The sequence below is a fragment of the Pseudoxanthomonas sp. JC1303 genome, assembly GCF_058448525.1.
Genome location: NZ_CP185958.1, coordinates 2418575 through 2444789 on the forward strand (window position 1 = coordinate 2418575; position 26215 = coordinate 2444789).

A 26215-nucleotide genomic window follows, 5' to 3' on the forward strand; every position below is an offset into this window, starting at 1 on the left:
ATGACCATCACTGCACAGGAAGCCCTGCAGCGCACCATCGAGCATCGTGAGATCTTCCACGACGAGATGGTGGACCTGATGCGCCAGGTCATGCGCGGCGAGATCTCGCCGATGATGACCGCGGCCATCCTCACCGGCCTGCGCGTCAAGAAGGAGACCATCGGCGAGATCTCCGGTGCGGCCACGGTGATGCGCGAGTTCTCGCGCACGGTGGAGGTGGCCGATCACACCCATATGGTCGACATCGTCGGCACCGGCGGCGATGGCTCGCACACCTTCAACATCTCGACCTGTTCGATGTTCGTGGCCGCCGCGGCGGGCGCTAAGGTCGCCAAGCACGGCAATCGCAGTGTGTCCTCCAAGTCCGGCAGCGCCGATGCGCTCGAGGCGCTGGGCGCGAAGATCGAATTGCAGCCAGCGCAGGTGGCCGCCGCCATCGAGGCGACGGGCATCGGCTTCATGTTCGCGCCCATCCATCACCCGGCGATGAAGGTCGTGGCGCCCGTGCGGTGGGAGATGGGCGTGCGCACCATCTTCAACATCCTCGGGCCGCTAACCAATCCGGCCGGTTCGCCGAACATCCTGATGGGCGTGTTCCATCCGGACCTGGTCGGCATCCAGGCGCGTGTGCTGCAGGAACTGGGTGCCGAGCGCGCGTTGGTGGTGTGGGGGCGCGACGGCATGGATGAACTTTCGCTGGGCGCCGGCACGCTGGTCGGCGAGCTGCGCGATGGCCAGGTACGCGAGTACGAGCTGCATCCGGAGGATTTCGGCATCGCCATGTCGGCCAGTCGCAACCTCAAGGTCGACGGCCCGGAACAGTCCATTGCCATCCTGCACGCCGTGCTGGCCGGTGAGCCGGGCCCCGCCTTGGACATCGTGGCCTACAACGCCGGCGCGGCCCTGTACGTGGCGGGCGTGAGCGACTCGATCGCCGCCGGGATCGACGCGGCGCGCGCGGCCATCGCCGACGGGCGCGCGGCCGCCAAGCTGCGCCAATACATCGATTTCACCCGCGCATTGCCGTGAATGATGGCGCGTTCGCCGCCTTGCCGCCTCCGCCGTACTGGGCGGTGATGTTCTCCTCGCGCCGCAGCGACGGCGATGCGGCGGGCTACGGCCAGGCGGCCGAGCAGATGGTCGCGCTCGCCCGTCAGCAGGTGGGGTTCCTTGGGGTCGAATCCGCCCGCGACGCCGATGGCTTCGGGATCACGGTTTCCTATTGGGACAGTGAGGCCGCCATCGCCGCGTGGCGCGCGCATGCCGAACACGCCGCGGTGCGCGCGACCGGTCGGCGCGATTGGTACACCCATTTCCAGGTGCGGGTGGCGCGCGTCGAGCGCGCCTACGGCGGCGATGCCGGCTAGGGCAGCGCCGCTGCGCGTGACAATGCGACAATGCGGGCCCTGCGTTGGCGCCAGAGTGCCCCGGAACCCATGAGCGACATCCTCGACACCATCCTGGCTCGCAAGCGCGAGGAAATCGCCGCGCGCAGTGCGGCTGTTCCGCTGGCCGAGCTGATCGCTCGCGCGGCCGGCGCCTCGCCCGTGCGCGGCTTCGCCGATGCGCTGCGCCGGAGCATCGCCGCCGGCGATGCCGGCGTGATCGCCGAAGTGAAGAAGGCCAGCCCATCCAAGGGCGTCATCCGCCCGGACTTCCATCCGGCCGAGATCGCGGTGAGCTACGAGTTCGGCGGCGCGTCGTGTCTGTCGGTGCTCACTGACGTTGACTTCTTCCTGGGCGCCGACGCCTACCTGCAACAGGCGCGCGAGGCCTGCACGCTGCCTGTGCTGCGCAAGGACTTCACCATCGACCCCTACCAGGTCTATGAGGCACGCGCCCTGGGCGCCGACTGCATCCTGCTCATCGTGGCGGCGCTGGACGATGTGCAACTGGTCGGCCTGGCCGATCTGGCCATGCAGCTGGGCATGGACGTGCTGGTCGAAGTGCATGACATCGACGAACTGGAGCGCGCGCTGCAGGTGCCGGCGCCGCTGCTGGGCATCAACAACCGCAACCTGCGCACCTTCCAGACCTCGCTGCAGACCACGCTGGAGATGAAGGACGCGGTGCCGCGCGACCGCGTGCTGGTGACCGAGAGCGGCATCGCGACCCCGGCGGACGTGGCCTTGATGCGCGGTCAAGGCGTGCACGGCTTCCTGGTCGGTGAGACCTTCATGCGCGCGGCCGAGCCTGGCGAGGCCCTGCGGGAGCTGTTCTTCGCATGACCGTGCCCGGCCCGTATCCCACGCCGGCCGCGGATGCGCCGGTGGTGGTGTTCGATTTCGACCACACCCTCTACGACGGCGATTCGGGCAGCCACCTGTTCGCCTGGCTGATCCGGCGCAGCTGGCTGCGCACAGCGGCCGCCTTGCTGGTCACGCCACTCCTAGGGCCGATGGTGGCCTGGCTACCGACGCGCCGGCGTGGGATTTCCGGGTACGTCTGGATCGCCACGGTCGGCCTGCGCCGGCGCCGGGACCTGGAGGACCTGATCGACGCTTACGTCGAGCGCAACCGGCCGCAGATGGAAGGCCGCCTGCTGGACGCGGCGCTGGAGATCTTCACGGCCCACCGCGCGGCCGGGGATCGCGTCGTGGTGGCCACCGGCGCCCCGCCGGAACTGGCCCGGGCGATCCTGTCCTTCGTCGCCCACCAGGACGTGCCGGTGATTGGCACCTTGGTCGGGCCAAAGTTCGGGGCCGTCATCGCCCGCCGGCACTGCCACCACGAAGAAAAGATGCGGATGCTGCGCGAGCAGGGCTATGGGCAGGTCGCAGTGGCCTATAGCGACAGCAGTGCGGACCTGCCGCTGCTGCTGGCCGCCGCGCGGCCGGTCGTGGTCAACCCCAAGGCCGACAAGGTCGAGGCGTTCCGCCGCCTGTTGCCCGCTGGAACGCCCATCTTGAATTGGGGATGCACCAGCCGTGCTGGCAGTCCGGTGACCTGAAAGCGCGCAGGTGGATGCCGCTCACACACCTGATCGGCTTTCGCGACGCACTTTTATGGAAGTCCCCACGGGATGCGCCTGGAAACGGGCAGGAAGACGTCGGTCATGGAAGACGTCAGTAGAATCAGACAAAAAAATGGCCGGGAAATCCCGGCCATTTTGTGACGAGGTCGCCGGAAACGTCTCAGCGCGTTCCGTACAGCACCACCGTCTTGCCGCGCGCGTGCAGCAGGCCATCGGCCTGAAGCTTCTTCAGGACGCGTCCGGCCATTTCGCGCGAGCACCCGACCAGGCGCGCCAGCTCCTGGCGCGAGACCCGCAACTGGGTGCCCTGCGGATGGCTCATGGCTTCCGGCTCGTGGGCCAGGTCGTGCAGGGTGCGAATGATGCGGTCGGTCACATCCAGGAACGCCAGACGGCTGGCCTTGCGGCTGGTATCCAGCAGGCGCCGTGAGAGCTGGGTGCCGATGGCGAACAGCAGCTTGGCCGAGTCAGAGGCCAAGGCCCCGCCGAACAGCTGGTGCAGGCGTTCATAGCTGATTTCAGCCAGTTCGCACTGGGTCCGGGTGCGCAGGACGACCTCGCGGCGGTCCGATTCGATGAACAGCCCCATCTCGCCCACGAACTCGCCGGGGCCGAAATAACCCAGCACCAGCTCGCGATCGTCATCTTCCTCGGCCAGGATGCTCACCGAGCCGCTGACCACGTAATACAGGGTCCCGGCCGGGTCGCCGGGTCGGAAAACATCGGCGCGGGCGGGGTAGCGGCGGCGATGGCTGTTGGACAGGAACGACTCGATGGTCGTCAGGTCCGGGATCAGCGCACTGGCCGGGGATCGGGTCAAGCTCGGGGGCAGACCTGCTTTCATGGCAGCTCATGAAGTAAAACGAACAGGACCGAGCTTAGTCTGAATGGGTCGGCGGCGGCAATGTGCGTCGCGGTGTCATTTCATGGTCAGGTCAATTGCCGCATAATTCTCCGCTTCACCCTTTTCATCTGCGAAGGTCCACCGCCGTGGTCAAACCACTGCCGCGCCTGAGGCTGCAGGGCTTCAACAACCTCACCAAGGCGCTGAGCTTCAACATCTACGACGTGTGCTACGCCGTCTCCGAAGACGAGCGCCAGCGGTACATCGAGTACATCGACGAGGAATACAACGCCGATCGCCTGACCCAGATCCTGACGGATGTGGCCGAGATCATTGGCGCCAATATCCTCAATGTCGCGCGTCAGGACTACGACCCCCAGGGTGCGTCGGTGACGATCCTGATCTCCGAAGAGCCGGTGATTGACAAGAAACAGGCCGGCAACAAGGTGATTTCCGACGCAGTGGTCGCGCACATGGACAAGAGCCACATCACCGTCCATACCTATCCCGAAACGCATCCCCAGGCGGGCATCGCGACCTTCCGCGCGGACATTGATGTGGCCACCTGTGGCGTCATCTCGCCGCTGAAGGCGCTCAATTACCTGATCGAGTCCTTCGAGTCGGACATCGTGATCATGGACTACCGCGTCCGTGGCTTCACCCGCGACATCAAGGGCAAGAAGCACTACATCGATCACAAGATCAACTCGATCCAGGACTTCATGGCCAAGAACATCAAGTCCCGCTACGAGATGATCGACGTCAACGTCTATCAGGAAAACATCTTCCACACCAAGATGCACCTGACCGACTTCGACCTGGATCAGTATCTGTTCGAGGAAAAGGCGCGCAACCTGTCCTTCAAGGAGCGCATGAAGATCGAGAGCCTGCTCAAGCGGGAGATCGAGGAGCTGTTCCACGGCCGCAACCTGGCCGAGTAAAGGTCAACGGGACAGCGCAGGTTGCATGGCGCTGCCCCATGATTCTGGGATCTGAGGCGGGACGACCCGCCCGCGGCCCGACAGGTCCGCGCTGCTGGATGACCGACGACGGTCCGGGTTCGCGCCCGGGCCGTTTCGCTTTTCCGGCCCCGGCGCGGTTGGGTTGCAAATGACGCACGCTGCAAGGAGAAGGGAATGGCATGGGCTTATCTGCTGGCCGCAGGCCTGCTCGAAATCTGCTTCGCCATCGGGCTGAAGTACACCGAAGGCTTCACCCGGCTATGGCCGAGCGTAGGCACGATGGCCGCGGCCGGCGCCAGCCTGTGGCTGATGACCCAGGCGATGAAGGGGATTCCGGTCGGGACGGCCTACGCGGTGTGGACCGGTATCGGTGCCACCGGCGTGGCCGTGGTCGGCGTGCTCCTGTTTTCCGAGTCGGCCTCGCCGGCGCGGCTGGCGTGCATCGGCTTGATCGTGGCCGGCGTCATCGGATTGAAGCTGGTGGGGTAACCGGGCCTGTGAGGCAGAGCGCTGAGTGGGAGCCGCCATGGCGGCGATGAGGCTTTACCAGTAAAGCCAATCGCCGCCGTGGCGGCTCCCACGGAATTGCTTCGTTGCCTGCGAGGGGCAACTAGGCGGGTTGGCTGCCGGCTCTTCCCTCAAAAACAATGGCTGTGCCGAGACGAGGACGGGGAGCGTTTGGCGCCCGGCGGCCCCCGCCTAGAGCCGGTACGCCACAGTCTTCATCGCCCGCGAGGCCAGTCGCATCACGCTGGGGATCGGGAAGGGCAGGACGCGCGCTCCGGCATGCTCGGCATGGTCCGCATGGCGCGCCTCGTCCTCCTTCATCACCCGCAGGATGGCGCGGCTGCGCAGGTCCGCGGGCGGCAGGGACTCCAGGTGTTCCTCCAGGTGGGCTTCAACCTGGCGTTCGGTCTCGACCACGAAGCCCAGATTCCAGCCGTCCCCGCGCAGCCCCGCCGCGACACCGATCGCATAACTGCCCCCGTACCACAGCGGGTTGAACAGGCTGGGGCGACTGTCCAGCTCGCGCAGCCGCCGGGCGCACCAGGCCAGGTGGTCGGTTTCCTCCTGGGCGGCCTCGCGCAGATGGTCGCGGGTCTGTGCATCGCGGGCGACGGCGGCCTGGCCGGAATAGAGCGCCTGGGCACAGACCTCGCCGACGTGGTTGATGCGCATCAAGCCGGCGGCGTGGCGGCGCTCTGCCTTGTCCAGGGCGACATCGGGCGTGGCGCTGGCCGGGTAGGGGCGCTGGGCCGGCGGATTGCCGAGCGTGGTTTCCAGGGCGTGCTGGGCCTCGGCCAGAAGCAGGTCCAGGCGGCTATGCAGGCGGATGGCGGCGGTCATGTCGGGGGGCAGGGAGGTGGCGCCGCGCAGCGGCGGATGCGGCCATGTTCGCCCTGCACGGGAGCGCTGCCAAGTCGCGATCGCCGTGCCGGCCGGGCGCGCTGGCCGGCGGTTGCAAAGCCGGGCGAGGACGCGTAAGATTCCGCGCCTTCGGTTTCACCCTTCACAACGCGTGGCAAAGTTCCGCACGGGTCAAGGCCTGCGCGCAATCCGCCCGACCAAACACAAAGAGCTTCTTTCATGAGCACCTTCACCGCCAAGTCCGAGACCGTCCAGCGCGACTGGTATCTCGTCGACGCCTCGGGCAAGACCCTGGGTCGTTTGTCCACCGAGCTGGCCCGCCGTCTGCGCGGCAAGCACAAGCCGGTCTACACCCCCCACGTTGATACCGGCGACTACCTGGTCGTCATCAACGCCGAGAAGATTGCCGTGACCGGCAAGAAGCTCACCGACAAGAAGTATCACCGCTTCACCGGTTACATCGGTAACCTGAAGACCGAGACCCTGCAGCAGGCGCTGGAGCGTCACCCGGAACGCGTGATCGAGACCGCCGTCAAGGGCATGCTGCCGAAGGGCCCGCTGGGCCGGGCCATGTACCGCAAGCTGAAGGTCTACGCTGGTTCCGCCCATCCGCACGCCGCTCAGCAGCCGCAGGTCCTGGACATCTAATCATGGCTATCACTCAGAACTACGGCACTGGCCGTCGCAAGTCCTCCACCGCCCGCGTGTTCCTGCGCAAGGGCTCGGGCAAGATCACCGTCAACGACCGTCCGCTGGACGAGTTCTTCGGCCGTGAGACCGCGCGCATGATCGTGCGCCAGCCGCTGGAGCTGACCAACAACACCGAAAGCTTCGACATCTTCGTGACCGCCGCTGGCGGTGGTACCACCGGCCAGGCCGGCGCCATCCGCCTGGGCATCGCCCGCGCGCTGGTCGAGTACGACGAAACCCTGAAGATCGAGCTGCGCAAGGCGGGCTTCATGACCCGTGACGCGCGCGAAGTCGAGCGCAAGAAGGTCGGTCTGCACAAGGCCCGTCGCGCGACCCAGTTCTCCAAGCGCTGATCATCTTCTGCTTTACGCCGGGCGGCGTTACAATGGCCGCCTGGTTGTTCCACAGCCCCGTCGCCAAGCGGTAAGGCACCTGACTCTGACTCAGGCATTCGGAGGTTCGAATCCTTCCGGGGCTGCCATCTTCAAGAAAACCCGCCCTCGTGGCGGGTTTTTTCTTGGCCCCTCCAAACGGCCGCGCTCGCGTTCACGCCGTGTCCGCTCCTGTTGCATGGGTGGAACAGGGTCTGGCCTGGTCAGGTTGTAGAATCGATGGCTGTCCCGCCGCGGCCACGCCGCGCGCATCATCTCGAGACAGTCTGTCATGCGTGTTTCCCCGCTTCCCCCCCTCACGCCGACCGCGGATGTGGTCGATCGCATGCGCCTGGATGGCTACGCGGTGCTCGACCGCGCGGCGGTCTCGGCGATCGCCGGCTGTCCCTCCGATGCCTTCGACGCCCTGACGCCAGGCTGGGATGACCTGGCCGTGGACACCTATCTGCGCGACGGCGGGCGCTATCGGCGGCGACGCCATGCCTGTTTCGTGCAAGAGGGCGACCGGCTCTTGCAGGCTCCGCCGCGGGCGCACTGGCAGTCGGAGGACTACAACGCCCTGCACGGCGGGATGCACCGCTGGTTCGAACCGGTCACCGCCGAGACCTTGGCGCAGGCGGCGTGGCCTGGCTTGATCGAGGGCTTCGGTCGGCTCTTTTCCAGCATGCGCGATCAGCCGCGCTGGTTCGTGGAGGCGCACCAGTTCCGGATCGATACGGCCGATGGCATCGGCCGGCCCACGCCGGAGGGCGCCCATCGTGACGGCGTCGATTTCGTTGTGGTGCTGCTGGTGGATCGGGTCGGCATCAAGGGGGGCGAGACCCGTGTGTTCGAGGCGCAGGGCACGCAGGGTCAGCGTTTCACCCTGGAACAGCCCTGGTCGGCGCTGTTGCTCGATGATGCCCGGGTGATCCATGAGTCCACCCCGATCCAGCCGCTGGAGCAGGGGGGACATCGCGATACCCTCGTGCTGACCTACCGCGCCGGTGCATTCCAGGGCGAGGACTGAGGCGGCTCGCGCTGGTCTGGCTGAGCATCGAGGGAGTGGTCTTCCGGTCGGGTGCGCAGTCGTTACAATCGAAACGATTGCGCCGGAGGGGCGCGGAGGACATCGATGAAACTGGGTTCCCTGAAGGAAGGCGGCCGCGACGGCACGCTGATCGTGGTCTCGCGTGACTTGACCCGCGCGGTCCGGGCCACCGGCATCGCGCCCACCCTGCAGCGCGCACTGGAGGACTGGTCCAATCTGGCGCCTCGCCTGAACGCGCTGTCCGAGTCGCTCAATGCGGATCAGGCCGACGGTGCGTTCGATCTGGAGATGGCGGCACTGGCCGCGCCGCTGCCGCGCGCCTATGAATTCGTGGACGGCAGCGCCTACCTGCCGCATGTCGAGCGCGTGCGCCAGGCGCGCGGCGCGCAGGTGCCGGAGAGTTTCTATACCGATCCGCTGATGTACCAGGCGACCAGCGCGGGCTTCCTGGGGCCGCGCGAACCGATCCGCGTGGTCAGCGAAGACTACGGCATCGACCTGGAGGCCGAAGTGCTTGTCGTCACCGACGACGTCCCCATGGCGGTTGACGCGGCCCAGGCGGCCGACCACATCCAGTTGATCGGCCTGGTCAACGATGTCTCGCTGCGCCACCTGATCCCCGGCGAGCTGGCCAAGGGCTTCGGCTTTCTGCAGTCCAAGCCGCGCTCGGCGCTCTCTCCGGTCCTGGTCACCCCCGACGAGTTGGGCCAGGCCTGGCAGGACAACAAGCTGCACCTGCCGATGCTGACCCAGATCAACGGTGACTGGTTTGGTGAGCCGGAGGCAGGTGTCGACATGCAGTTCGACTTCGCCCAGCTCATCGCCCATGCGGCCCGCACCCGTCCGCTGGTGGCCGGGACGCTGGTTGGTTCCGGGACGATCGCCAACCACGACATGGGCAAGGGCGCGTCCTGCCTGGCCGAGCAGCGCACGGTGGAGACCCTGCGCGACGGCAAACCCGCCACGCCCTTCCTCAAGTTTGGCGACACGGTGCGCATCGAGATGCGGGCAAGCGACGGAAGTCCCATTTTTGGTGCGATCGAGCAGCGAATCGAACGCCAGCCCTTGCCCTAGTCGGAGCAGGTTCCACAATGTGCGCCCGGTGCCGCAGGTGGTACCGCTTGTTTCCGTTGAAGGTGTCTTGACGCATGTCCGAGCGGTTGCGGCTGCATTCCTACTGGCGTTCCAGCGCGGCCTACCGCGTGCGGATCGGCCTGAACCTCAAGGGCCTGGCGTACGAGCTGCTGCCGGTGCATCTGGTGCGCGATGGCGGGCAGCAGCATCACCCGGACTATGTGCGCCTGAACCCCCAGCACATGGTGCCCACGCTGCTGCATGGCGGGCGCGTGCTGCGCCAGTCGCTGGCGATCCTGGAATACCTGGACGAAAGCTGGCCGGAACGGCCCCTGCTGCCGGCGGCCGCGCGCGATCGTGCCCGCGTGCGCAACCTTTCCCAGTTGGTGGCCGCCGATGTGCACCCGCTGGGCAACTTACGGGTGCTGCGCTACTTCGAGCACGAATGGCGGGTGCCGCCGGTCGAGCGCGATGCCTGGGTGCGACACTGGATCGTCGAGGGCTTCCAGGCGATGGAGGCCCTGCTGGCCGACGACCTGGTCACGGGGACCTATTGCCATGGCGAGGCGCCGGGAATGGCCGATTGCTGCCTGGTCCCGCAGGTCTACAACGCGCGGCGTTTTGGTGTGGACATGACCCCGTTCCCGACCCTGAGCCGGATCGAGCAGGCTTGCCTGGCATTGCCGGCCTTTCAGCACGCCAGTCCCGAGTGTCAGCCCGACGCGCCAGGGCTGGCGCCGCTGGAGGTTTGAGAGAGGTCTCTCCTCCTGTGGGAGCCGCCATGGCGGCGATGGGGCTTTCCCCAGTAAGGTCCCATCGCCGCCATGGCGGCTCCCACGGACGCCTCAGCTGAAGCCGTGGGTAATCGATGAGGTGCCGCTCTGCTCGTAGAGGTCGGCATAGGGGTCGTGCTCGCCGGCAGCGCCTTCGGAGAGGCGGAACTTCAGCGCCAGTCCGTCGCGGGAGTCCGCCGCGCGCAGCGCCTCGTCCTGGGCGATCTTGCCTTCCTTGACCATGCGGAACAGGCACTGGTCGAAGGACTCCATGCCGTCTTCCAGCGACTCCTCCATGGCTTGCTTGATCTCGTGGATCTGGCCACGGCGCAGCAGGTCTCGGATCACCGGGGTGTTGATCAGCACTTCGGCCGCCGGCAAACGCCGACCGTCCACGCCGCGCACCAGGCGCTGGGACACCACGGCGCGCAGGTTCAGCGCCAGGTTCATCAGGACGTTCTTGTGGGCGGTTTCCGGGAAGAAGTTGAGGATGCGCTCGATGGTCTGGTCGGCGTTGTTGGAGTGCAGCGTGGCCAGGCACAGATGGCCGGTCTCGGCAAAGGCGATGGCCGCCTCCATCGTGGTCGCATCCAGGATCTCGCCGATCAGGATCACGTCCGGCGCCTCGCGCATGGCGTTCTTCAGCGCGTTGTGAAAGGCGTGGGTATCCAGGCCGACCTCACGCTGGTTGACGATGGACTGCTTGTGCCGGTGCAGGTATTCGATCGGGTCCTCGATGGTGAGGATGTGTCCGGTGGTGCTGGAGTTGCGGTAGTCGATCATCGAGGCCAGCGAGGTCGACTTGCCCGAACCGGTCGAGCCGACCAGCAGGACCAGGCCGCGCGGGGTCATGATGATGTCCTTGAGCACCTCAGGCAGCTGCAATTCCTCGATGGAGGGGATCTTGCTGCGGATGGCGCGGATCACCATGCCGACCTCGCCGCGCTGCTTGAACACGTTGACGCGGAAGCGGCCGGCGTCGGCCAGGGCCACGGCCATGTTCAGCTCCAGGTCGCGCTCGAACTGCGGCACCTGGCCTTCGTCCATCAGCGAGTAGGCGATCTTCTTGACCATGCCCGGCGGCAGGCCAGTATTGCCCAGCGGGTAGAGCTTGCCTTCGATCTTGATGTAGACGGGCGCGCCGGTGGTCAGGAACATGTCCGACGCGTTCTTTTCCGTCATCAGCTTGAGGAAATAGCCGATGTCCATGGTGAAAACCCCTGCTGGCGGATGCTTCCACGCGTTGCATGTTCGACGCGGGCTTGACGACAATGGCCGCGGATTCCCCATGAACGCCGCGTACCCTCATGATTCGTAGCTTCGCACAAATTCCCGGAGCGCTGTGTGCGCTCGTCCTTGCCTTTTCGTTCGCCGCACCGGCCACCGCGCAACAGGCCGAGATCGCCGCTGCGCAGGCCGCTGTCCAGCGTGCCACCCAGGCCGATGCCGACCAGTACGCCCCGGATCTGATCCAGTCGGCACGACAGAAGGTCTCGCAAGCTCAAGCGTTGGGGGATACGCGCAAAGGTCGCCGCGAAGGGCCGGGGCTGGCAATGGCGGCCCAGGCCGACGCGGATCTGGCCCGGGCGCGCAGTGAACAGGCGACCACGCAAGCCAAGCTGGCCCAAGAGCAGGCCGAGGTCGACCGGCTCCGCAGGGCGCTGGCCACCCCGGAGCCGCCACCACCGCCGGCGCCGCTGCCGCCCGCTGACGCCCTTCCCGCCCTGCCTGTCACCACCCCGGAGGGCACGCCGTGATCCTGTCCCGTCTCCTGATGCTCGCCCTGTTGCTGTGTTGCACGGGCGTCGCCCTGGCCGCTGATGATGAGGTGATCGCCCAGCTCAATGCGCGGCTGAGCGCGCTGGACGCCAATCCGGACCTGCGCGAGCAGGGCGCCTACGAACGCCTGCAGGCGGTTCAGGCGATCCAGCGTTATGCCGATGCGTCCCGTAGCGAGCGCGATAGTGCGCTGTACGTTGCCCAGCGCCGCGTCGAGATCGCCGAACTGGCAGCACAGACCGGGCGCACCTCCCAGCAGATCGCCGATCTCGACCAGACTCGCAACAGCCTGCTGCTTGAGGCCAGCCGCCGCGAGACCGCACGTGCCCGCCAGGAGGCCGAGCGCCTGCGCGTTCAGCAGCAGATCCAGGCCGAAGAGGCCGAGCGCCTGCGCCAGCAGGCCGACGCGGAGGCAGCCGCCGAGGCCGACCAAGCGTTGACCGACGCGACCGGTGCCCAGCAGGCCAAGCTCACCGCTGCCCGCAAGAAGGACGCGGCCCTGGCCCGGCAGGAGGCCGAGCTGATGTCCGGCGAGAAGCTGCCCAAGTCCACTTTCGCGGACGATGGCAGCGAAGCCTTCACCTTGCCCGCCGATGTCTTCGTCAGCGGCAAGTCGGAGCTGTCGGCGGCCGGCAGGTCCGCGGTCAAGGCGCTGGCCGCCTACATGGATGCGACCAAGGGCGCCAAGGCCCGGGTCGACGGCTACGGCGACAAGCAGACGCCGGGCGCTCGTCGCTCGGCGGCGCTGCGCAGTGCCCTGCTGAAGGCGGGGGTGTCCAAGGCCCAGGTCAGCGATGGCGGCAACAAGGGGAGCGGGAGCAAGGCGCGCGCTGCGGTGATCATGGTGACGCTTTGATTTTCGTTAAAAATCAGTCATTTATGTGATTTTTGGGGTGGTCATCGCGCTTTGCGCGGGACTGCATTGGCGGCTCGTCGGATTGACTGAATGTTGCCTGCGCAAAGCCTTGTCGACCCCGTTGGGCAGGAGTAGGGTCGTATGCCCAGGCGGGTCGTCAGGACCGTCTGGGCAGAACGGAGACGCCGAGCCGATGACGCCGATGCCCCAACCCGAGCAGTTCACCGCAGACGCCCTGACGGGGCGTCGGTCCAGCGATCCGGTGCTCCCCCACGCCACGCCCTGTGCCGCAGACCGGCCGGGGCGTTTGCATTTCAGCTGAAGGAGACTCCCATGTTCGAAGGTCAACCCCAGTCCGAAATCGAGGCATTGATCAAGTCCGATCCCGAGTTCAAGCAGCTCTACCAGCGCCACCGCAAGCTCGACAAGAAGGTGACCGACGCCGAGCTCGGCGTCCTGGCCATCGACGATGGCACCCTGGGCCAGATGAAGCGCGAAAAGCTGCTCGCCAAGCAACGTCTGCAGCGTAAATACGACGCCGCGCCCCACTGACGCCCCTTCGCAGTCGCGGGTGCCGGTGACTTCCTCGTCGGACGCCGGCACCCGCGCAATTCCCCTGACCGCGGCGGCCCTTGGGTCGCCGCTTTCATTTGGGGGGGGGGCGTCCTGTTCATCGGTCTGAACAGTGCCGGGGCGGCGCGGTGCGATAATGCCCCACGTTTCCAACCGCGAGCCTGTCCAGCGCATGACGATCCATTCCTCGGTCCTCGAGCTGATCGGACACACCCCCATCATCAAGGCCCAGCATCTGGATGCCGGCCCTTGCGAGCTCTATCTGAAACTGGAGAGCGCCAACCCCGGCGGCTCGATCAAGGACCGGATCGGCCTGTCCATGATCAGCGCCGCTGAAGCCCGCGGCGACCTCAAGCCAGGCGCCACCCTGGTCGAGGGCACGGCGGGCAACACTGGCTTAGGGCTAGCACTGGTGGCTCAGCAGAAGGGCTATCGCCTGATCCTGGTGGTCCCCGACAAGATGAGCCGGGAAAAGATCTTCAACCTCAAGGCGATGGGCGCCGAAGTCGTGCTGACCCGCTCGGACGTGGCCAAGGGACACCCGGAGTACTACCAGGACCTGGCTGCGCGCATCGCGCGCGAGACCCCTGGCGCCTACTTCATCAACCAGTTCGGCAACCCGGACAACCCGGCCGCGCACGAGTTCGGCACCGGCCCGGAGATCCTGGAGCAGATGGGCGGGCAGTTGGACGCGATCGTCTTTGGTTGTGGCAGCTCGGGCACCATGACCGGCCTGTCGCGCGCCTTCGCCAAGGCCTCGCCGCAGACCGAGCTGGTGTTGGCCGACCCGGTCGGCTCGATCCTCACCCAGTACATCAACGAAGGCACGCTGAGCGAGAAATCCGGTAGCTGGCTGGTGGAGGGCATCGGCGAGGATTTCCTGCCGGACATCTCCGACTTCACCCGGGTCAAGAAGGCCTACGCGATCCCGGACAAGGAGAGCTTCCTGACCGCCCGCGAGCTGCTGGCCAAGGAAGGCATCCTGGGCGGGTCTTCGACCGGCACGCTGCTGGCCGCCGCGCTGCGCTACTGCCGCGAGCAGACCACGCCCAAGAAGGTGCTGGTGTTCGTCTGCGACACCGGCAACAAGTACCTGTCCAAGATGTACAACGACTACTGGATGCTGGACAACGGCTTCATCGAACGCCCCCAGCACGGCGACCTGCGCGATCTGATCCTACGCCCGTACAGCCAGAAGGACACGGTGGTGGTGGCACCGACCGACCTGCTGACCACCGCCTACCAGCGCATGAAGCTTTACGACGTGTCGCAGTTGCCGGTGATGGAGGGCGAAACGCTGGTCGGCATCATCGACGAATCCGACGTGCTGCTGCATGTCTACGGCGACGAGGCGCGCTTCGGCGATCCGGTGGCCACCGCGATGGTCAGCAAGCTGGAACGACTGGACGTGAAATCGCCTATCGAGGCGCTGTTGCCGGTGTTCGACCGGGGGCAGGTGGCCATCGTGATGAATGGCGAGCAGTTCCTCGGCCTGATCACCCGGATCGACCTGCTGAACTACTTGCGACGCCGGGTGCAATAGATGCGTCGTTCATTTTTGAATTCAGGTACTTGGCGCTCACCTGCCGGTGAAGGCGCTGTTAGAATTCCGACCGCTCTTTGAGAAGTCCCCCATGTCCGACCATACCCGCGGGAGCCAGGACGGCGACAGCAGCCTGGCCTTGGCGACGCTCGCCATCCACGGCGGGCAGTCTCCCGATCCCAGTACCGGGGCGGTGATGCCGCCCATCTACGCCACCTCGACCTACGCCCAGTCCAGCCCGGGCGAGCACTCGGGATTCGAGTACAGCCGCACCCAGAATCCGACCCGCTTCGCCTACGAGCGCTGCGTGGCCGCGCTGGAAGGGGGCTCGCGGGGTTTCGCCTTCGCCTCTGGCATGGCCGCCACGGCCACCGTGCTGGAACTGCTGGACAGCGGCGACCACGTCATCGCGATGGATGACCTGTATGGCGGTAGCTTCCGGCTGTTCGAGCGCGTGCGCACCCGCAGCGCGGGACTGGCCTTCAGCTACGTCGACCTGACCGACGCGGCGGCGTTCGAGGCGGCGATCACGCCAAAGACCAAGCTGGTGTGGATCGAGACGCCCACCAATCCGATGCTCAAGATCGTGGATATCGCCGCGATCGCACAGATCGCCAAGCGCCATGGACTGATGGTGGTGGTGGACAACACCTTCGCCTCGCCGATGTTGCAGCGCCCGCTGAGCCTCGGCGCGGACATCGTGGTGCATTCGGCCACCAAATACCTCAACGGCCACTCGGACATGGTCGGCGGCGTGGCCGTGGTCGGCGACAACGCCGAGTTGGCTGACGAGCTCGCCTTCCTGCAGAACTCCGCCGGTGCCGTGCAGGGACCGTTCGACAGCTTCCTCGCCCTGCGCGGCCTCAAGACCCTGCACCTGCGCATGAAAGCGCATTGCGACAACGCCCTGGCGCTGGCGCAGTGGCTGGATACACACGACGCGGTCTCCAAGGTGATCTATCCCGGCCTGACTTCGCATCCACAACACGATCTTGCGGCCAAGCAGATGTCCGGCTTCGGCGGCATTATTTCGTTCGAACTCAAGGGTGGCGCTGAGGCAGCCAAGCGCTTCTGCGAAAATGCCCAGTTATTCACCCTGGCCGAATCACTCGGTGGCGTCGAGAGCCTGGTTAACCACCCCGCGGTGATGACGCATGCTTCGATTCCGGTCGCGCGCCGCGAACAGCTGGGCATCAGCGATGCGCTGGTAAGGCTGAGCGTAGGGGTGGAGGAATTAGTGGATCTGCAGGGGGATCTGGAAAGGGCGCTGGCTGGGAACCGCTAAGCATGAGCATTCTTTCGGTCTTCGGGAAGCACCGTTCGCTTACCTTCGAATTGACCCAGCGTGAAATCCTCGGACGTTATCGCGGTGCCAGCTTTGGTCTGCTGTGGTCACTGATCAGCCCATTCCTGATGCTGCTGGTCTACACCATGGCCTTCGGCTTCATTATGAAGGGGCGCTGGCCCGGATCGACCGGATCCACCACTGATTTCGCGCTGATCCTATTCGCGGGCCTCACCGTGCACGGCTTCTTCGCCGAGTGCTTTACCCGTGCGCCACAGTTGATCGTCAGTAACACCAGCTACGTCAAACGCGTGGTATTCCCTCTGGATATCCTGGTGTGGAGCATGACGCTATCGGCCCTGTTTCATTTGTTTATGAACATGCTGGTGCTGTTGCTCCTATCCTTGTGCGTTAAGGGCAGTATCCATCTCACTGCTGTTTTGCTGCCCGTGGTCGTGCTGCCGCTGGTCATTCTGACCGTCGGTATCGGCTGGATTATCTCGGCCTTGGGCGTGTACCTGCGCGACATCGGCCAGGTCGCCGGCGTGATCGCGGCGGCGATGCTGTTTCTTTCCTCTGCGATCATTCCGGTCGAGTCGGTCCCAGCCAGCTACCGCATCGTTTTCGAGCTCAATCCGCTGACCTTCATCATCAACCAGGTGCGCGAAGTGGTGATTTGGGGCCGCCTGCCGAATTGGACCGGCTTGCTCCTGTACACGCTGATCGCCTACATGGTCGCTCTCGTCGGCCATCGCATGTTCAATAAGCTGCGCGTGGGATTTGCCGATGTCCTCTGAAGTGGCCGAGACCGTGATCGAGGTCAAGGGCGTTGGTAAGTCGTACCACATGTACGAAAGGCCCTCGCATCGCCTGTGGCAGGCGCTCGCGGGCAAGCGCAAGTCCTTCTACAGGGATTTCTGGGCGCTGCGCGATGTGAGTTTTTCGATCCGGCGCGGGCAGACGGTTGGCATCGTCGGCCGTAACGGTTCGGGCAAGTCGACCCTCTTGCAGATGATCGCCGGCACCTTGAACCCGACCGAAGGCAGCATCGCAGTGAAAGGACGGGTGGCCGCGTTACTGGAGCTAGGCAGCGGCTTCAATCCGGAATTCACTGGCCGCGAGAACATCTACCTCAACGCGACCATCCTGGGTCTGTCGCGCGCGCAGATCGAGCAGCGCCTGGACAGCATCCTGGCCTTCGCCGACATTGGCGAATTCATCGACCAGCCGGTGCGCAGCTACTCCAGCGGCATGTCGGTGCGACTGGCGTTCGCGGTGATTGCGCATGTCGATGCGGACATCCTCATCATCGATGAGGCACTTGCGGTCGGCGATGCGTTTTTTTCTCAAAAGTGCATGCGCTTCCTGCGCCAGTTCCAAAAGAACGGTACTTTGCTTTTCGTAAGCCATGATGCTGCCGCTGTCACCAATCTGTGCGAGAGCGCTGTTTGGCTACAGAACGGTCGCATGCGCCTGTCCGGTACTTCGCAGGAGGTGGTCGAGGCGTACATGACCGAACAGCACGTGGTCGGTCGCCGTGAAGTTGGTGACGACAAGATACTGGTCACTCGCAAGTCCCCGCGCCGTGCTGATGCTGGCGCTGCGGACTTCCGCCAATCGGCGCTGCGCGAGGCGGGAGTGGTTAACCGCATCGCTACTTTCGAATTTGATCCCGACAACGTCGGCCAAGAATTCGGTGCGCAGGGTGCGAGGATCACTGATGTCCATTTGGCCGATGTCGATGGCAATCGGCTGCCGATGCTGGAAGGAGGCGAACTCGTACAGCTGAAGATCCGCGTGCTGCTGGAACAGGACGTAGACAATCTGATCGTTGGCTTCTACGTGAAAGACCGACTTGGCCAGCGGCTGTTTGGCGATAACAGTTATTTCGCCCACAAGGACGCGCCTATTTGCGGAAAGGCCGGCGAGACCGTGGTGGCGTCCTTCACGTTCCGCATGCCTGTCATGCCTTCTGGTTCCTATATGGTCGACTCCGCTGTCGCCTCAGGCGATCAGCATGATCATACACAGCAGCACTGGATCCACGATGCGCTCGAGTTCCGCGCCATGGATGAAACGATGCGCTTCGGCCTGCTCGGTCTCCCGATGCTGGCCATCGAGATTTCCAAGGAGGCGCAATGATCGAGTTCACCGGGGAGCGCTTTGTACCCACCGAGCAAGGGGTCATCCGGCAGGAACATCTGCATCGCTATGCATGGTGCTTGCAGCTGGTCGACGGAAAGGACGTCCTCGATATCGCCAGTGGTGAGGGCTACGGAAGCGCCATGCTCGCCTCGCGCGCACGCTCGGTGTGCGGGGTGGATATCTCTGACCACGCGGTCGCGCACGCGGCGGAGTGCTACCAGCATCTGGAGAACCTTCGCTACCTGCAGGGTTCGGCTGCTGCGATTCCGCTCGGAGATGCGAGTGTGGATGTCGTGGTGTCTTTCGAGACAATCGAACACCTGCTTGAGCAGGAAGAGATGATCCTCGAAATCCGGCGTGTCCTGCGTCCGACTGGCCTGCTGGTGATGTCATCGCCAAACAAGGAGGTTTACTCCGATCGCGCGGGCTATCACAACGAGTTCCACGTCAAAGAACTCCACGTCGCGGAGTTCCAGGATCTTGTCTCACGTCATTTCCCGGCATCCCGTCTGTTCGGGCAGAGGATGGCGGTCTGTTCTGCGATCACATCGCTGGACGAGGCACAGCATCAGCCCGAATATCAGGCGCTGACTGATACCGGCGCCGACGTCGAAGCGCGCTCTGCCAGTATTCCCGACGCAGTTTACGTCGTGATTGTTGCTGCAGCCAGTGCGGCCGTGCTGTCCGACATGCCAGCATCGATTCTGTATACCGAGGCAGAGGATCTGTATGCCCGCCATCACGACATCGCGCGTTGGGCGCAGGGCCTGGATGGCGAACTTGAGCGTGCCATTGCGTGGGCCCGCTCGCTTGAAGTCGAGTTGGAAGGGACGCGTGTCAACTACAGCCGCCTCGCTGGCGAATACGAAGAGCGCACCCGTTGGGCGCTGGAACTGAACCAGATCGTTGAGGAAGCTGGCGGTCGCGAGGCCTTCAGTTCGATGCGCGCACAGATCGAACAGCTTCAGCTGGAAGTGTCAGCACTCAAACTGGAAAAAGACGCGCAAGCTGCGGATTTGCGCAAGCAGCTGGAAGATGCGCGTGCGGCCATTGCCCAGCGCGCGACGCAGAGTCGTGAACTGCAACGCCGCGTTGGGTTGCCGACACTTGCCGGTTACCGTGACGAGACCGGCATCTCTGTGTCTGAGGTGCGCCGCCTCATCGCGGACTATGATACTCAGCTGGATAGCCTGAACGACACGCTCTTTCAGATCCTGGAATCCAAATCGTGGCGCATCACACGCCCGATTCGTTTTGCCTCAAGAATTGCACGTGGTGACTTGCCTGCAATCATTGGGTCCCTCCGCGGTACTGGGCTCGCTCAGCACCCGGTTCTGGCTCCGCTAGCGCGTCCGTTGCGTAACTGGCTGCTTCGCCGCAACGAGGCTACGGTCATGCCGCCCACTGGGTTGACGCTGCCAACGGTAGTCGAAGATCCCACGGAGGTTCTTAGATCGCTTTCCTTCCCTGTGTCTGAGTTGCCGAAGGTCAGCATTGTCATTCCGACCTACGGCAACCTGCCGCATACCCTGGCCTGCCTACGCTCGATTGCTGACCATCCACCTGTCGCAACGTTTGAAGTGCTGGTGCTGGAGGATGCCTCCGGCGATCAGCAGATCGATCTGCTGGCCTCGGTCCCGGGCTTGCGCTTTCACAGCAACCCTAAGAATCTGGGGTTTCTCCTCTCCTGCAATCAGGCGCTGGAGCTGGCACGCGGTGAATACACGTATTTCCTGAACAACGACACCGAGGTCCGCGCGGGCTGGATGGACGCCATGCTGGACGTATTCCAACGCATGCCCGACTGCGGCATGGTGGGTTCCAAGTTGGTGTATCCGGATGGCAGGCTGCAAGAAGCAGGTGGCATCATCTGGAGAGATGGTTCTGCGTGGAACTATGGACGTTTGGACAATCCTTCCGCGAGCCAATACAACTATCTCAGGCGAGTCGATTACTGCAGCGGCGCCAGCCTGCTGATACCGACTAAGCTGTTACGCGAGTTGGGCGGATTTGACCCGATTTTTGTTCCTGCATACTGCGAGGATTCAGATCTTGCGTTTCGTGTTCGCAAGGCCGGCCTACAGGTCTATTACTGCCCGACCTCCGAGGTCGTGCACTACGAAGGCATCTCGCACGGCACTGACACCGGCAGTGGCATCAAGTCCTACCAGGTAGCCAACCAGAAGAAGCTGCTCGAACGCTGGCAAGCAGTTATCGAGACGCACGAGCCCAACGGAGAGCACGTGGTGCGGGCACGTGATCGCGCGTGGCAGCAGCCCACAGTGATGATCGTCGATCATTACGTGCCGCAGCCCGACCGTGACGCAGGATCACGCACGATGGCTGTTTTCATCGACGCACTGCTAGCACGGGGCTGGATCGTTAAGTTCTGGGCTGACAATCTTTACTATGATCCTGACTACACGCCCGCACTGCAGGCGCGCGGCGTTGAAGTGATGTATGGGCACCAATGGGTCGGTGGCTTCGCTCGATATTTGCAAGATAATCGCCATGTCGAAACCGTCATGCTCTCGCGGCCGCACATCGCCGAGCACTACATAGAAGCCGTGCAGAGCCATTCGCATGTGCGCGCCATCTACTATGGTCATGACCTGCATTTCCGCCGCATGGACATGGAGGCTAAGCGAAGCGGCACCGGTGATGCGGATGCGCGAGCGATGGAGCAGCTGGAACGGCGAATTTGGAATGCGGTCGATCTGGTGCTGTACCCCTCGCAGGAAGAGGCCGAGGACGTGCGCAGGCTGGCGCCGGAAGTGGATGCGCGCGCGATCCTTCCCTATGCCTTTGATACCTTCAATGAAGCTGCGGAGATCGCTGGACGCAGTGGAATCATCTTCGTTGCCGGCTTCGCCCACAGCCCCAACGTGGATGCGGCGCAGTGGTTGGTGCAGACAATCATGCCTATCGTGTGGGCCAGCCGCCCGGGCGTAACCCTTTCGCTTGTCGGCTCCAATCCGACTCAGGCCGTTCAGGTACTTGCTGGGGAGCGCGTTGAGGTTACCGGATATGTCAGTGATGAGGATCTGACACGACGTTACGCGAATGCTCGCGTCGCCGTGGTGCCACTCCGTTTTGGGGCGGGTGTCAAGGGCAAGGTGGTGGAGGCGATGCAGCAAGGCGTGCCGCTGGTTACCACAGAGATTGGCGCGCAGGGCTTGGCGGCACTGTCTGAGGTGGCGGTTGTTTCCGATGATCCGCAGCAGATCGCCTCTGCACTGGTGGCGCTGATAGATGGCGATGAGGGGTGGATCGCCCAGTCGCGCGCGGCGGCACGCTATTGCCGCACGCGCTTTTCGCGTGAGGCGCTCGGTAGTACCCTGGAGTCGGCATTTTTGGGGGGAGGCGCATGATTGTCCGTTCACGCGCGCCGCTCAGGCTGGGCTTGGCAGGTGGTGGTACAGATGTATCCCCGTTCTGCGATCAGTACGGTGGTTTCGTCATGAACGTCACCATCGACAAGTTCGCGTATGCGACTCTTGATCTTTCACCGGACGCGAGGGTGGAATTCCACGCTCAGGACGCTGACGTCATCGAGCAAACCATTCCGGCCGAGGTTTCCCCCTCGCCGGGTCCGCTTCAGCTGATGAAAGGCGTGTACCTGCGTGTCTGCGAGGATTTCCTCGGCGGCGAGCGCCCGGCGATCCGGATTCGCGCTCATTCCGATGCTCCGCCGGGCTCGGGTCTGGGCTCGTCTTCGACCATGGTTGTGGCTCTGGTCACCGCATTCGCCGAGTATTTCGCGCTACCTCTTGGTGAATACGAGATCGCCCAGCTGGCGTACCGGATCGAGCGCCACGACCTGGGCCTGTCTGGCGGCAAGCAGGACCAATACGCAGCCGCCTTTGGTGGTTTCAATTTTATGGAGTTTTACGCAGGGGATCGCGTCATCGTGAACCCCCTGCGTATCAAGAGCTGGATTTGGTCCGAACTCGAGGCTGGGCTGGTGCTCTACTTCACGGGCGTCTCTCGCGCATCGGCCAAGATCATTGATGAGCAGTCGCGGAATATTCGCGAAGGACGCTCCGATTCGCTTGACGCAATGCACCGCTTGAAGGTTGAGGCGACCCAGATGAAAGAGGCCCTGCTGCGCGGCGATTTCGTGCGGCTAGCAGCGGTCATGCAATCCGGTTGGGAAGCGAAGAAGCAGAGCGCGAGTAGCATCTCCAATCCCATGATTGATGAGATCGAAGCATTGGCGATGCAGCATGGCGCGTTAGCGACCAAGGTGTCAGGCGCCGGCGGCGGGGGGTTCATGATGTTTTTGTGCGACCCGGCCCACCGTGTTGGGCTGGTGCGCGCACTGGCGGGCGCCGGGGGCACGGTATTCGATACACATTTTACTGATCAGGGAGCAAGCTCGTGGAAACTGGGATGAGCCGGTTCGTACAGTCCGAGTTCGACAAGACACTGGCGAACTTCAGAGCAATGGCTGACGACTCCGCGCTGCGCAAGCAGATCGGCGATGCGGTCGATCTATGTGTTTCGGCTTTGCAGTCCGGCCGAAAAATCCTGTTCGCCGGCAATGGCGGCAGCGCCGCCGATGCCCAGCACTGGGCCGGCGAACTGGTGAGTCGTTTCTATTACGACCGCCCTGGGTTGCCGGCTATTGCGCTAACGACGGATACGTCGATCCTTACGGCGATCGGTAACGATTACGGGTACGACTATACCTTCGCCCGGCAGATCGAAGCACTCGGTCAGGAAGGCGACGTGTTCATCGCCATTTCGACGTCGGGGCGCTCAAAAAACATCATGCGCGCAATCGAGGCCAGCGATGCCCGCGGGGTACACGTGATCGGATTCACGGGAAATGCCGGGGGCGACATGCTTGAACGCTGCCGGATCTGCTTCCGGATCCCCTCGGATGAGACTCCCCGTATCCAGGAGGGTCATGAATTCGTCGGGCACCTGTTGTGTGCGTTGATTGAAAGCCAAATGTTTCCAAAAGATGCCAGCTGACGAAGCAATTATATTGGTGGGAGGTATGGGCACCCGCCTTCGCCCAGTGGTCAGCGATGTGCCAAAGCCATTAGCGCCTGTGGCCGGCCGGCCGTTCCTCGCGTGGTTGCTCGATGCACTCTCGGAGAGTCAGCTCCGGCGCGTTATTCTTGCGACCGGCTACAAGGCTCCGCTCGTCGAATCGACTATTGGTGCCTCATGGAAGGGGCTCGAGATCATTTACGTGATCGAAGATGAGCCGTTAGGAACAGGCGGCGCAGTGCGCAACGCGGTCTCGCGACTTCTGGGTGACGGCGTCCATGTCATCAATGGCGACACCTTCCTGCGCTATTCCCTAGACGGGCTAGAAAGAGCCACCTACGCAGCGGGGGTCGGCCTGGGTCTGGCGCTGGCCGAAGTCGCCGATGTTGGTCGCTACGGCGCCGTCGAGATCGACGACGGCAAAGTGGTGGCGTTTTGCGAGAAGGGGGGGGCAGGCCATGGCTGGATCAATGCGGGCAGTTACTATCTTGGGACTAGTGCGCTGTCTCGCCTCCCTGAGAGCCGGAAATTTTCCTTCGAGGCGGATTTCCTCGTGCCACAGGCGCAGCAAAGCCAGGTAGCAGCGTTCACCGAAACCGGTGGATTCATCGACATTGGCATTCCCGAGGACTTCGCGCGCGCGCAAACGCTGTTCCGAGCCGTATGACACCGATTTGTGCCCCTGGCCGCTACTTGGATCCCAGCCTCAAGCAAATACTCGATGCGACTGACACATCGCGGACCGCGCTGTTTCTGGATCGGGACGGCATCATCAATGAAGACAATGGCTACGTGCATACCGCTAAGGCCACGGTCTGGGTGCCCGGGATTTTCGATCTTTGCCGCGTCGCCGTAGCGTCGGGCTGCCTGCTTGTCGTGGTCACGAATCAGGCGGGAATTGCACGAGGCTACTACACGGAGCAGCAGTTGCTCGACTATACCGCCTGGGTACACTCCGAATTCGCAGCCCGGGATGTGCCGCTGGCCGCAACTTATTATTGCCCGCATCACCCCGTGGCGGGCAGCGGGGCGTTGACAACGTTGTGCGGCTGCCGCAAGCCTGCACCGGGGATGTTGCTCACCGCAGCCCGTGAACTACCTCTGGACATTACTTCGTCTATGCTGATAGGTGACAAAATCTCCGACGCCCTAGCAGGCTTGGCTGCGGGTCTGAGGACCAACATTCTGATCGGAAAGGATGAGGCGTCTGATGCAGTTCATCTCCGAAGAGTCCAATCCGTCTTCGACGCGATCGGCGTCGTCAGGCAACACCGGAATGCTTACACCGGCCGGAGCTAGTCATCTTTGCGCGTTGTGTGGTGATACGGCCACGCACTATCGCGACGTGGATCAGGTTTCGTATTTTGAGTGCCGGAACTGCGATTTCATCTTTGCTCATCCAGCCCTGCTTGATGCGATGGACGCTGGCGTCGTTCCTCGTGTATATGACGAAGAATACTGGGCCGCTGAGTTGGCGGCTGCTAAAGACCGGGCTTATGGGTCTTCGCTGGCACGTGTGGCAGAGGCGCTCCTCTATTGCCGGATACCGGTGAAGCGTTTTGTGGACATCGGCACAGGTCCGGGATACTTGCTTGATGCGCTGGCTGCCTATCTTCCAGCGAGAGCGGGCCACTTTTTCGGGGTTGAAAAATTTCCCCCCAAGCCTGACGAGCGCAGTAACAACCCCAATTATATCGTCTCCGCGCTGGGGGACGTCGATATGAGCTTTGAATGCGGCGTCTGCGTAGAGGTTCTCGAACACCTCACACCAGCAATGGCGTCTGATCTGGCTAATTCGATGAGACTGACCTCGGCCGAAGGCGCGCTATATGTTTTCAACACTGGATTGACCGCCTACGTGCGCAACGAGGATCCCGGTTATCTAGATCCGTATCGCCGCGGCCATGTCACATGCTGGTCTGTTAGCGCGGCGAGGCGGGTATTCGAACCGGCCGGTTTCAATGTCCACGAAATCCCTGGGAAGACCTGGGCATTTGTGGTGGAGCGGCCACTTGCGGGAGTGATCTCGGCCGGGCCCGTCGCGGACCGAATTTGGACTGCAGTGCCGGCCAATCGCGAGCTGCTAACCGATCCGAAGATGGGTAATGTAATGTTCTTGCTTGGACTCGAGAGCGCGCGGGCTTATCGCTGACGTTCCCTGGAAAGAAGTAGGCCCTGAAAGATTCTTTTCAGCAGTGACTCCTCTCGATACAACACCCGAGCGGACCTGGGAAATTTGGCCTTGGGTTGAGAGCTGAATCGGGCGGCGAACTAGGCAGGCGGGGCGTCGCCGATAGGTGAGTGCGTCCGGAATCGATTGTAATCGACACTCCAGTCTTCGGTCCTGGGAAGGGCGTTCTTGAACGATAGGAACCAGTGGGTATTGAGGCACCCGTCCTGAAACTGCCGTTGAACGATTCGAGGAAGGCACCGTCGGTGGGCTTGCCCAAACGGCAATACTCCATGGCCCGCTATGGTTGTACCCCAGCGATCCATCGCGATTGAGAGGAATTCGCTGCCGTTGTCGGTCTGACGGGTTACGGCACGTTCGCGCCGGTGGCCTGGACGCTCCATCATCACCACCACTTCCTCACCTCAAGGTGCTGGCGGACTTCGATGCCAGGCTCATCTTCAATGAAGTTGCTCACGATCGTGGGCGCCCAAAACGGGCTCCATCGCACAGAGCATCGGCCGCGCATTCGATGTCTCAACCCAGTTGAGTGCTAGCAGCATGGTGCATTACAGGCGGCGTCTGCAGCTTTGGGCGGCGTCGGCCGCTTTCAGCCGCAGCTACCACGCCGAGCGATTCTACCTGAACACATCGCAGGCAAGGCGCACCCCAACGCGGTAATAATCTATCTGATGGCCCGAGGAGCGTTTTGCGCTGCGCATGGCGGCGCCTTACCCCGCGCAATTCCTTTCGGCC

Annotated in this window: 28 protein-coding genes and 1 tRNA gene; 25 read left to right on the forward strand and 4 right to left on the reverse strand. The window is 63.6% G+C overall.

Annotated elements, in window-relative coordinates:
* The 4 genes from trpD to ACORQU_RS10775 all read left to right on the forward strand — a co-directional run bounded on the left by trpD (position 1) and on the right by ACORQU_RS10775 (position 2950).
* Positions 1-1029 carry an anthranilate phosphoribosyltransferase gene (trpD, locus tag ACORQU_RS10760; RefSeq protein WP_491641180.1) on the forward strand — a complete coding sequence of 343 codons (1029 nt, stop codon included), beginning with the start codon at positions 1-3 and terminating at the stop codon, positions 1027-1029.
* Complete coding sequence (locus tag ACORQU_RS10765) at positions 1026-1367, forward strand: antibiotic biosynthesis monooxygenase family protein (RefSeq protein ID WP_491641181.1); 342 nt, start codon at positions 1026-1028, stop codon at positions 1365-1367. The genes trpD and ACORQU_RS10765 overlap by 4 nt, the downstream gene beginning before the upstream one ends.
* A gap of 69 nt (positions 1368-1436) precedes the next feature.
* On the forward strand, positions 1437-2228 hold the full coding sequence (gene trpC / locus ACORQU_RS10770) for an indole-3-glycerol phosphate synthase TrpC (protein ID WP_491641182.1): 792 nt from the start codon (positions 1437-1439) through the stop codon (positions 2226-2228).
* The gene (locus tag ACORQU_RS10775) at positions 2225-2950 is read left to right on the forward strand and encodes a haloacid dehalogenase-like hydrolase (RefSeq protein ID WP_491641183.1); all 726 of its coding nucleotides are present in this window, start codon (positions 2225-2227) and stop codon (positions 2948-2950) included. The genes trpC and ACORQU_RS10775 overlap by 4 nt, the downstream gene beginning before the upstream one ends.
* A gap of 184 nt (positions 2951-3134) precedes the next feature.
* Here ACORQU_RS10775 and crp read toward each other — a convergent pair whose 3' ends face one another.
* Positions 3135-3818, reverse strand: coding sequence for a cAMP-activated global transcriptional regulator CRP (gene crp / locus ACORQU_RS10780; protein ID WP_271647318.1), 684 nt, complete (start codon positions 3816-3818; stop codon positions 3135-3137).
* Positions 3819-3964: 146 nt separating this feature from the next.
* Here crp and speD point away from each other — a divergent pair, with 146 nt between their 5' ends.
* Together speD and sugE are read left to right on the forward strand one after the other, a co-directional pair.
* Complete coding sequence (speD, locus tag ACORQU_RS10785) at positions 3965-4759, forward strand: adenosylmethionine decarboxylase (protein ID WP_271647317.1); 795 nt, start codon at positions 3965-3967, stop codon at positions 4757-4759.
* 195 nt (positions 4760-4954) lie between these two features.
* Positions 4955-5269: a quaternary ammonium compound efflux SMR transporter SugE gene (gene sugE, locus ACORQU_RS10790; protein ID WP_271647316.1), complete on the forward strand. Its 315-nt coding sequence runs from the start codon at positions 4955-4957 to the stop codon at positions 5267-5269.
* A 210-nt stretch (positions 5270-5479) separates the two neighbouring features.
* On the opposite strand, the gene coq7 is transcribed toward sugE, so the two are convergent.
* The gene (coq7, locus tag ACORQU_RS10795) at positions 5480-6127 is read right to left on the reverse strand and encodes a 2-polyprenyl-3-methyl-6-methoxy-1,4-benzoquinone monooxygenase (RefSeq protein WP_491641184.1); all 648 of its coding nucleotides are present in this window, start codon (positions 6125-6127) and stop codon (positions 5480-5482) included.
* A gap of 240 nt (positions 6128-6367) precedes the next feature.
* Between coq7 and rplM the strand changes: the two genes are divergently transcribed.
* The 6 genes from rplM to maiA all read left to right on the forward strand — a co-directional run bounded on the left by rplM (position 6368) and on the right by maiA (position 10086).
* Positions 6368-6796, forward strand: coding sequence for a 50S ribosomal protein L13 (rplM, locus tag ACORQU_RS10800; RefSeq protein ID WP_271647314.1), 429 nt, complete (start codon positions 6368-6370; stop codon positions 6794-6796).
* A 2-nt stretch (positions 6797-6798) separates the two neighbouring features.
* Positions 6799-7191 (forward strand): 30S ribosomal protein S9, encoded by a 393-nt coding sequence (gene rpsI, locus ACORQU_RS10805; protein ID WP_271647313.1) that lies wholly within the window; start codon positions 6799-6801, stop codon positions 7189-7191.
* A 53-nt stretch (positions 7192-7244) separates the two neighbouring features.
* Positions 7245-7319, forward strand: a tRNA-Gln gene (locus tag ACORQU_RS10810).
* A 182-nt stretch (positions 7320-7501) separates the two neighbouring features.
* The gene (locus ACORQU_RS10815; RefSeq protein WP_491641185.1) at positions 7502-8239 is read left to right on the forward strand and encodes a 2OG-Fe dioxygenase family protein; all 738 of its coding nucleotides are present in this window, start codon (positions 7502-7504) and stop codon (positions 8237-8239) included.
* A gap of 105 nt (positions 8240-8344) precedes the next feature.
* The gene (locus ACORQU_RS10820) at positions 8345-9334 is read left to right on the forward strand and encodes a fumarylacetoacetate hydrolase family protein (protein ID WP_491641186.1); all 990 of its coding nucleotides are present in this window, start codon (positions 8345-8347) and stop codon (positions 9332-9334) included.
* A gap of 74 nt (positions 9335-9408) precedes the next feature.
* Positions 9409-10086 (forward strand): maleylacetoacetate isomerase, encoded by a 678-nt coding sequence (maiA, locus tag ACORQU_RS10825; protein WP_491641187.1) that lies wholly within the window; start codon positions 9409-9411, stop codon positions 10084-10086.
* Between the two features lie 93 nt (positions 10087-10179).
* Here the strand turns inward: maiA and ACORQU_RS10830 are convergent, their stop codons facing one another.
* Positions 10180-11316, reverse strand: a complete 1137-nt coding sequence (locus ACORQU_RS10830) for a PilT/PilU family type 4a pilus ATPase (RefSeq protein ID WP_271647309.1) — start codon at positions 11314-11316, stop codon at positions 10180-10182.
* A 98-nt stretch (positions 11317-11414) separates the two neighbouring features.
* On the opposite strand from ACORQU_RS10830, the gene ACORQU_RS10835 reads away from it, so the two are divergent.
* From ACORQU_RS10835 to ACORQU_RS10895, 13 genes are all read left to right on the forward strand, one after another.
* Entirely contained in the window at positions 11415-11864 is a 450-nt protein-coding gene (locus ACORQU_RS10835; RefSeq protein ID WP_491641188.1) for a DUF4398 domain-containing protein, read from the forward strand.
* Positions 11861-12742, forward strand: a complete 882-nt coding sequence (locus ACORQU_RS10840) for a hypothetical protein (protein WP_491641189.1) — start codon at positions 11861-11863, stop codon at positions 12740-12742. The genes ACORQU_RS10835 and ACORQU_RS10840 overlap by 4 nt, the downstream gene beginning before the upstream one ends.
* A 333-nt stretch (positions 12743-13075) precedes the next feature.
* Positions 13076-13294: an HP1242/YdcH family protein gene (locus tag ACORQU_RS10845; protein WP_271647306.1), complete on the forward strand. Its 219-nt coding sequence runs from the start codon at positions 13076-13078 to the stop codon at positions 13292-13294.
* A gap of 193 nt (positions 13295-13487) precedes the next feature.
* Positions 13488-14858 (forward strand): pyridoxal-phosphate dependent enzyme, encoded by a 1371-nt coding sequence (locus tag ACORQU_RS10850; protein ID WP_491641190.1) that lies wholly within the window; start codon positions 13488-13490, stop codon positions 14856-14858.
* 91 nt (positions 14859-14949) lie between these two features.
* Complete coding sequence (locus ACORQU_RS10855; protein ID WP_491641191.1) at positions 14950-16143, forward strand: cystathionine gamma-synthase; 1194 nt, start codon at positions 14950-14952, stop codon at positions 16141-16143.
* A gap of 2 nt (positions 16144-16145) precedes the next feature.
* Positions 16146-16940, forward strand: a complete 795-nt coding sequence (locus tag ACORQU_RS10860) for an ABC transporter permease (RefSeq protein WP_491641192.1) — start codon at positions 16146-16148, stop codon at positions 16938-16940.
* Positions 16930-18285: an ABC transporter ATP-binding protein gene (locus ACORQU_RS10865; RefSeq protein ID WP_491641193.1), complete on the forward strand. Its 1356-nt coding sequence runs from the start codon at positions 16930-16932 to the stop codon at positions 18283-18285. The genes ACORQU_RS10860 and ACORQU_RS10865 overlap by 11 nt, the downstream gene beginning before the upstream one ends.
* A complete protein-coding gene (locus ACORQU_RS10870) occupies positions 18282-21659 on the forward strand; it encodes a glycosyltransferase (RefSeq protein ID WP_491641194.1) in 3378 nt (1125 codons plus the stop codon). Before ACORQU_RS10865 ends, ACORQU_RS10870 begins: the two co-directional genes overlap by 4 nt.
* Before the next feature lie 89 nt (positions 21660-21748).
* Positions 21749-22684 carry a GHMP family kinase ATP-binding protein gene (locus tag ACORQU_RS10875; RefSeq protein ID WP_491641195.1) on the forward strand — a complete coding sequence of 312 codons (936 nt, stop codon included), beginning with the start codon at positions 21749-21751 and terminating at the stop codon, positions 22682-22684.
* The gene (locus tag ACORQU_RS10880; RefSeq protein ID WP_491641196.1) at positions 22681-23268 is read left to right on the forward strand and encodes a D-sedoheptulose-7-phosphate isomerase; all 588 of its coding nucleotides are present in this window, start codon (positions 22681-22683) and stop codon (positions 23266-23268) included. Before ACORQU_RS10875 ends, ACORQU_RS10880 begins: the two co-directional genes overlap by 4 nt.
* Complete coding sequence (locus ACORQU_RS10885) at positions 23258-23956, forward strand: nucleotidyltransferase family protein (protein ID WP_491641197.1); 699 nt, start codon at positions 23258-23260, stop codon at positions 23954-23956. Before ACORQU_RS10880 ends, ACORQU_RS10885 begins: the two co-directional genes overlap by 11 nt.
* Positions 23957-23982: 26 nt before the next feature.
* Positions 23983-24588 (forward strand): D-glycero-alpha-D-manno-heptose-1,7-bisphosphate 7-phosphatase, encoded by a 606-nt coding sequence (locus ACORQU_RS10890; RefSeq protein ID WP_491641198.1) that lies wholly within the window; start codon positions 23983-23985, stop codon positions 24586-24588.
* Positions 24500-25441 carry a methyltransferase domain-containing protein gene (locus tag ACORQU_RS10895; RefSeq protein ID WP_491641199.1) on the forward strand — a complete coding sequence of 314 codons (942 nt, stop codon included), beginning with the start codon at positions 24500-24502 and terminating at the stop codon, positions 25439-25441. Before ACORQU_RS10890 ends, ACORQU_RS10895 begins: the two co-directional genes overlap by 89 nt.
* Before the next feature lie 119 nt (positions 25442-25560).
* Here ACORQU_RS10895 and ACORQU_RS10900 read toward each other — a convergent pair whose 3' ends face one another.
* On the reverse strand, positions 25561-25866 hold the full coding sequence (locus tag ACORQU_RS10900; RefSeq protein ID WP_491641200.1) for an integrase core domain-containing protein: 306 nt from the start codon (positions 25864-25866) through the stop codon (positions 25561-25563).
* Positions 25867-26215: the final 349 nt, after the last annotated feature.

Excerpts from the sequence above, each read along its gene's own strand:
- sugE (WP_271647316.1), top strand. The coding sequence starts at position 4,955 with ATGGCATGGGCTTATCTGCTGGCCGCAGGCCTGCTCGAAATCTGCTTC.
- ACORQU_RS10860 (WP_491641192.1), top strand. The coding sequence starts at position 16,146 with ATGAGCATTCTTTCGGTCTTCGGGAAGCACCGTTCGCTTACCTTCGAA.
- ACORQU_RS10880 (WP_491641196.1), top strand. The coding sequence starts at position 22,681 with ATGAGCCGGTTCGTACAGTCCGAGTTCGACAAGACACTGGCGAACTTC.
- ACORQU_RS10870 (WP_491641194.1), top strand. The coding sequence starts at position 18,282 with ATGATCGAGTTCACCGGGGAGCGCTTTGTACCCACCGAGCAAGGGGTC.
- ACORQU_RS10900 (WP_491641200.1), bottom strand. The coding sequence starts at position 25,866 with ATGATGGAGCGTCCAGGCCACCGGCGCGAACGTGCCGTAACCCGTCAG.
- trpC (WP_491641182.1), top strand. The coding sequence starts at position 1,437 with ATGAGCGACATCCTCGACACCATCCTGGCTCGCAAGCGCGAGGAAATC.
- ACORQU_RS10820 (WP_491641186.1), top strand. The coding sequence starts at position 8,345 with ATGAAACTGGGTTCCCTGAAGGAAGGCGGCCGCGACGGCACGCTGATC.
- ACORQU_RS10895 (WP_491641199.1), top strand. The coding sequence starts at position 24,500 with ATGCAGTTCATCTCCGAAGAGTCCAATCCGTCTTCGACGCGATCGGCG.
- ACORQU_RS10835 (WP_491641188.1), top strand. The coding sequence starts at position 11,415 with ATGATTCGTAGCTTCGCACAAATTCCCGGAGCGCTGTGTGCGCTCGTC.
- ACORQU_RS10830 (WP_271647309.1), bottom strand. The coding sequence starts at position 11,316 with ATGGACATCGGCTATTTCCTCAAGCTGATGACGGAAAAGAACGCGTCG.
- ACORQU_RS10845 (WP_271647306.1), top strand. The coding sequence starts at position 13,076 with ATGTTCGAAGGTCAACCCCAGTCCGAAATCGAGGCATTGATCAAGTCC.
- ACORQU_RS10855 (WP_491641191.1), top strand. The coding sequence starts at position 14,950 with ATGTCCGACCATACCCGCGGGAGCCAGGACGGCGACAGCAGCCTGGCC.
- rpsI (WP_271647313.1), top strand. The coding sequence starts at position 6,799 with ATGGCTATCACTCAGAACTACGGCACTGGCCGTCGCAAGTCCTCCACC.
- ACORQU_RS10775 (WP_491641183.1), top strand. The coding sequence starts at position 2,225 with ATGACCGTGCCCGGCCCGTATCCCACGCCGGCCGCGGATGCGCCGGTG.
- rplM (WP_271647314.1), top strand. The coding sequence starts at position 6,368 with ATGAGCACCTTCACCGCCAAGTCCGAGACCGTCCAGCGCGACTGGTAT.
- maiA (WP_491641187.1), top strand. The coding sequence starts at position 9,409 with ATGTCCGAGCGGTTGCGGCTGCATTCCTACTGGCGTTCCAGCGCGGCC.
- ACORQU_RS10865 (WP_491641193.1), top strand. The coding sequence starts at position 16,930 with ATGTCCTCTGAAGTGGCCGAGACCGTGATCGAGGTCAAGGGCGTTGGT.
- ACORQU_RS10850 (WP_491641190.1), top strand. The coding sequence starts at position 13,488 with ATGACGATCCATTCCTCGGTCCTCGAGCTGATCGGACACACCCCCATC.
- crp (WP_271647318.1), bottom strand. The coding sequence starts at position 3,818 with ATGAAAGCAGGTCTGCCCCCGAGCTTGACCCGATCCCCGGCCAGTGCG.
- ACORQU_RS10815 (WP_491641185.1), top strand. The coding sequence starts at position 7,502 with ATGCGTGTTTCCCCGCTTCCCCCCCTCACGCCGACCGCGGATGTGGTC.
- ACORQU_RS10875 (WP_491641195.1), top strand. The coding sequence starts at position 21,749 with ATGAACGTCACCATCGACAAGTTCGCGTATGCGACTCTTGATCTTTCA.
- ACORQU_RS10885 (WP_491641197.1), top strand. The coding sequence starts at position 23,258 with ATGCCAGCTGACGAAGCAATTATATTGGTGGGAGGTATGGGCACCCGC.
- coq7 (WP_491641184.1), bottom strand. The coding sequence starts at position 6,127 with ATGACCGCCGCCATCCGCCTGCATAGCCGCCTGGACCTGCTTCTGGCC.
- trpD (WP_491641180.1), top strand. The coding sequence starts at position 1 with ATGACCATCACTGCACAGGAAGCCCTGCAGCGCACCATCGAGCATCGT.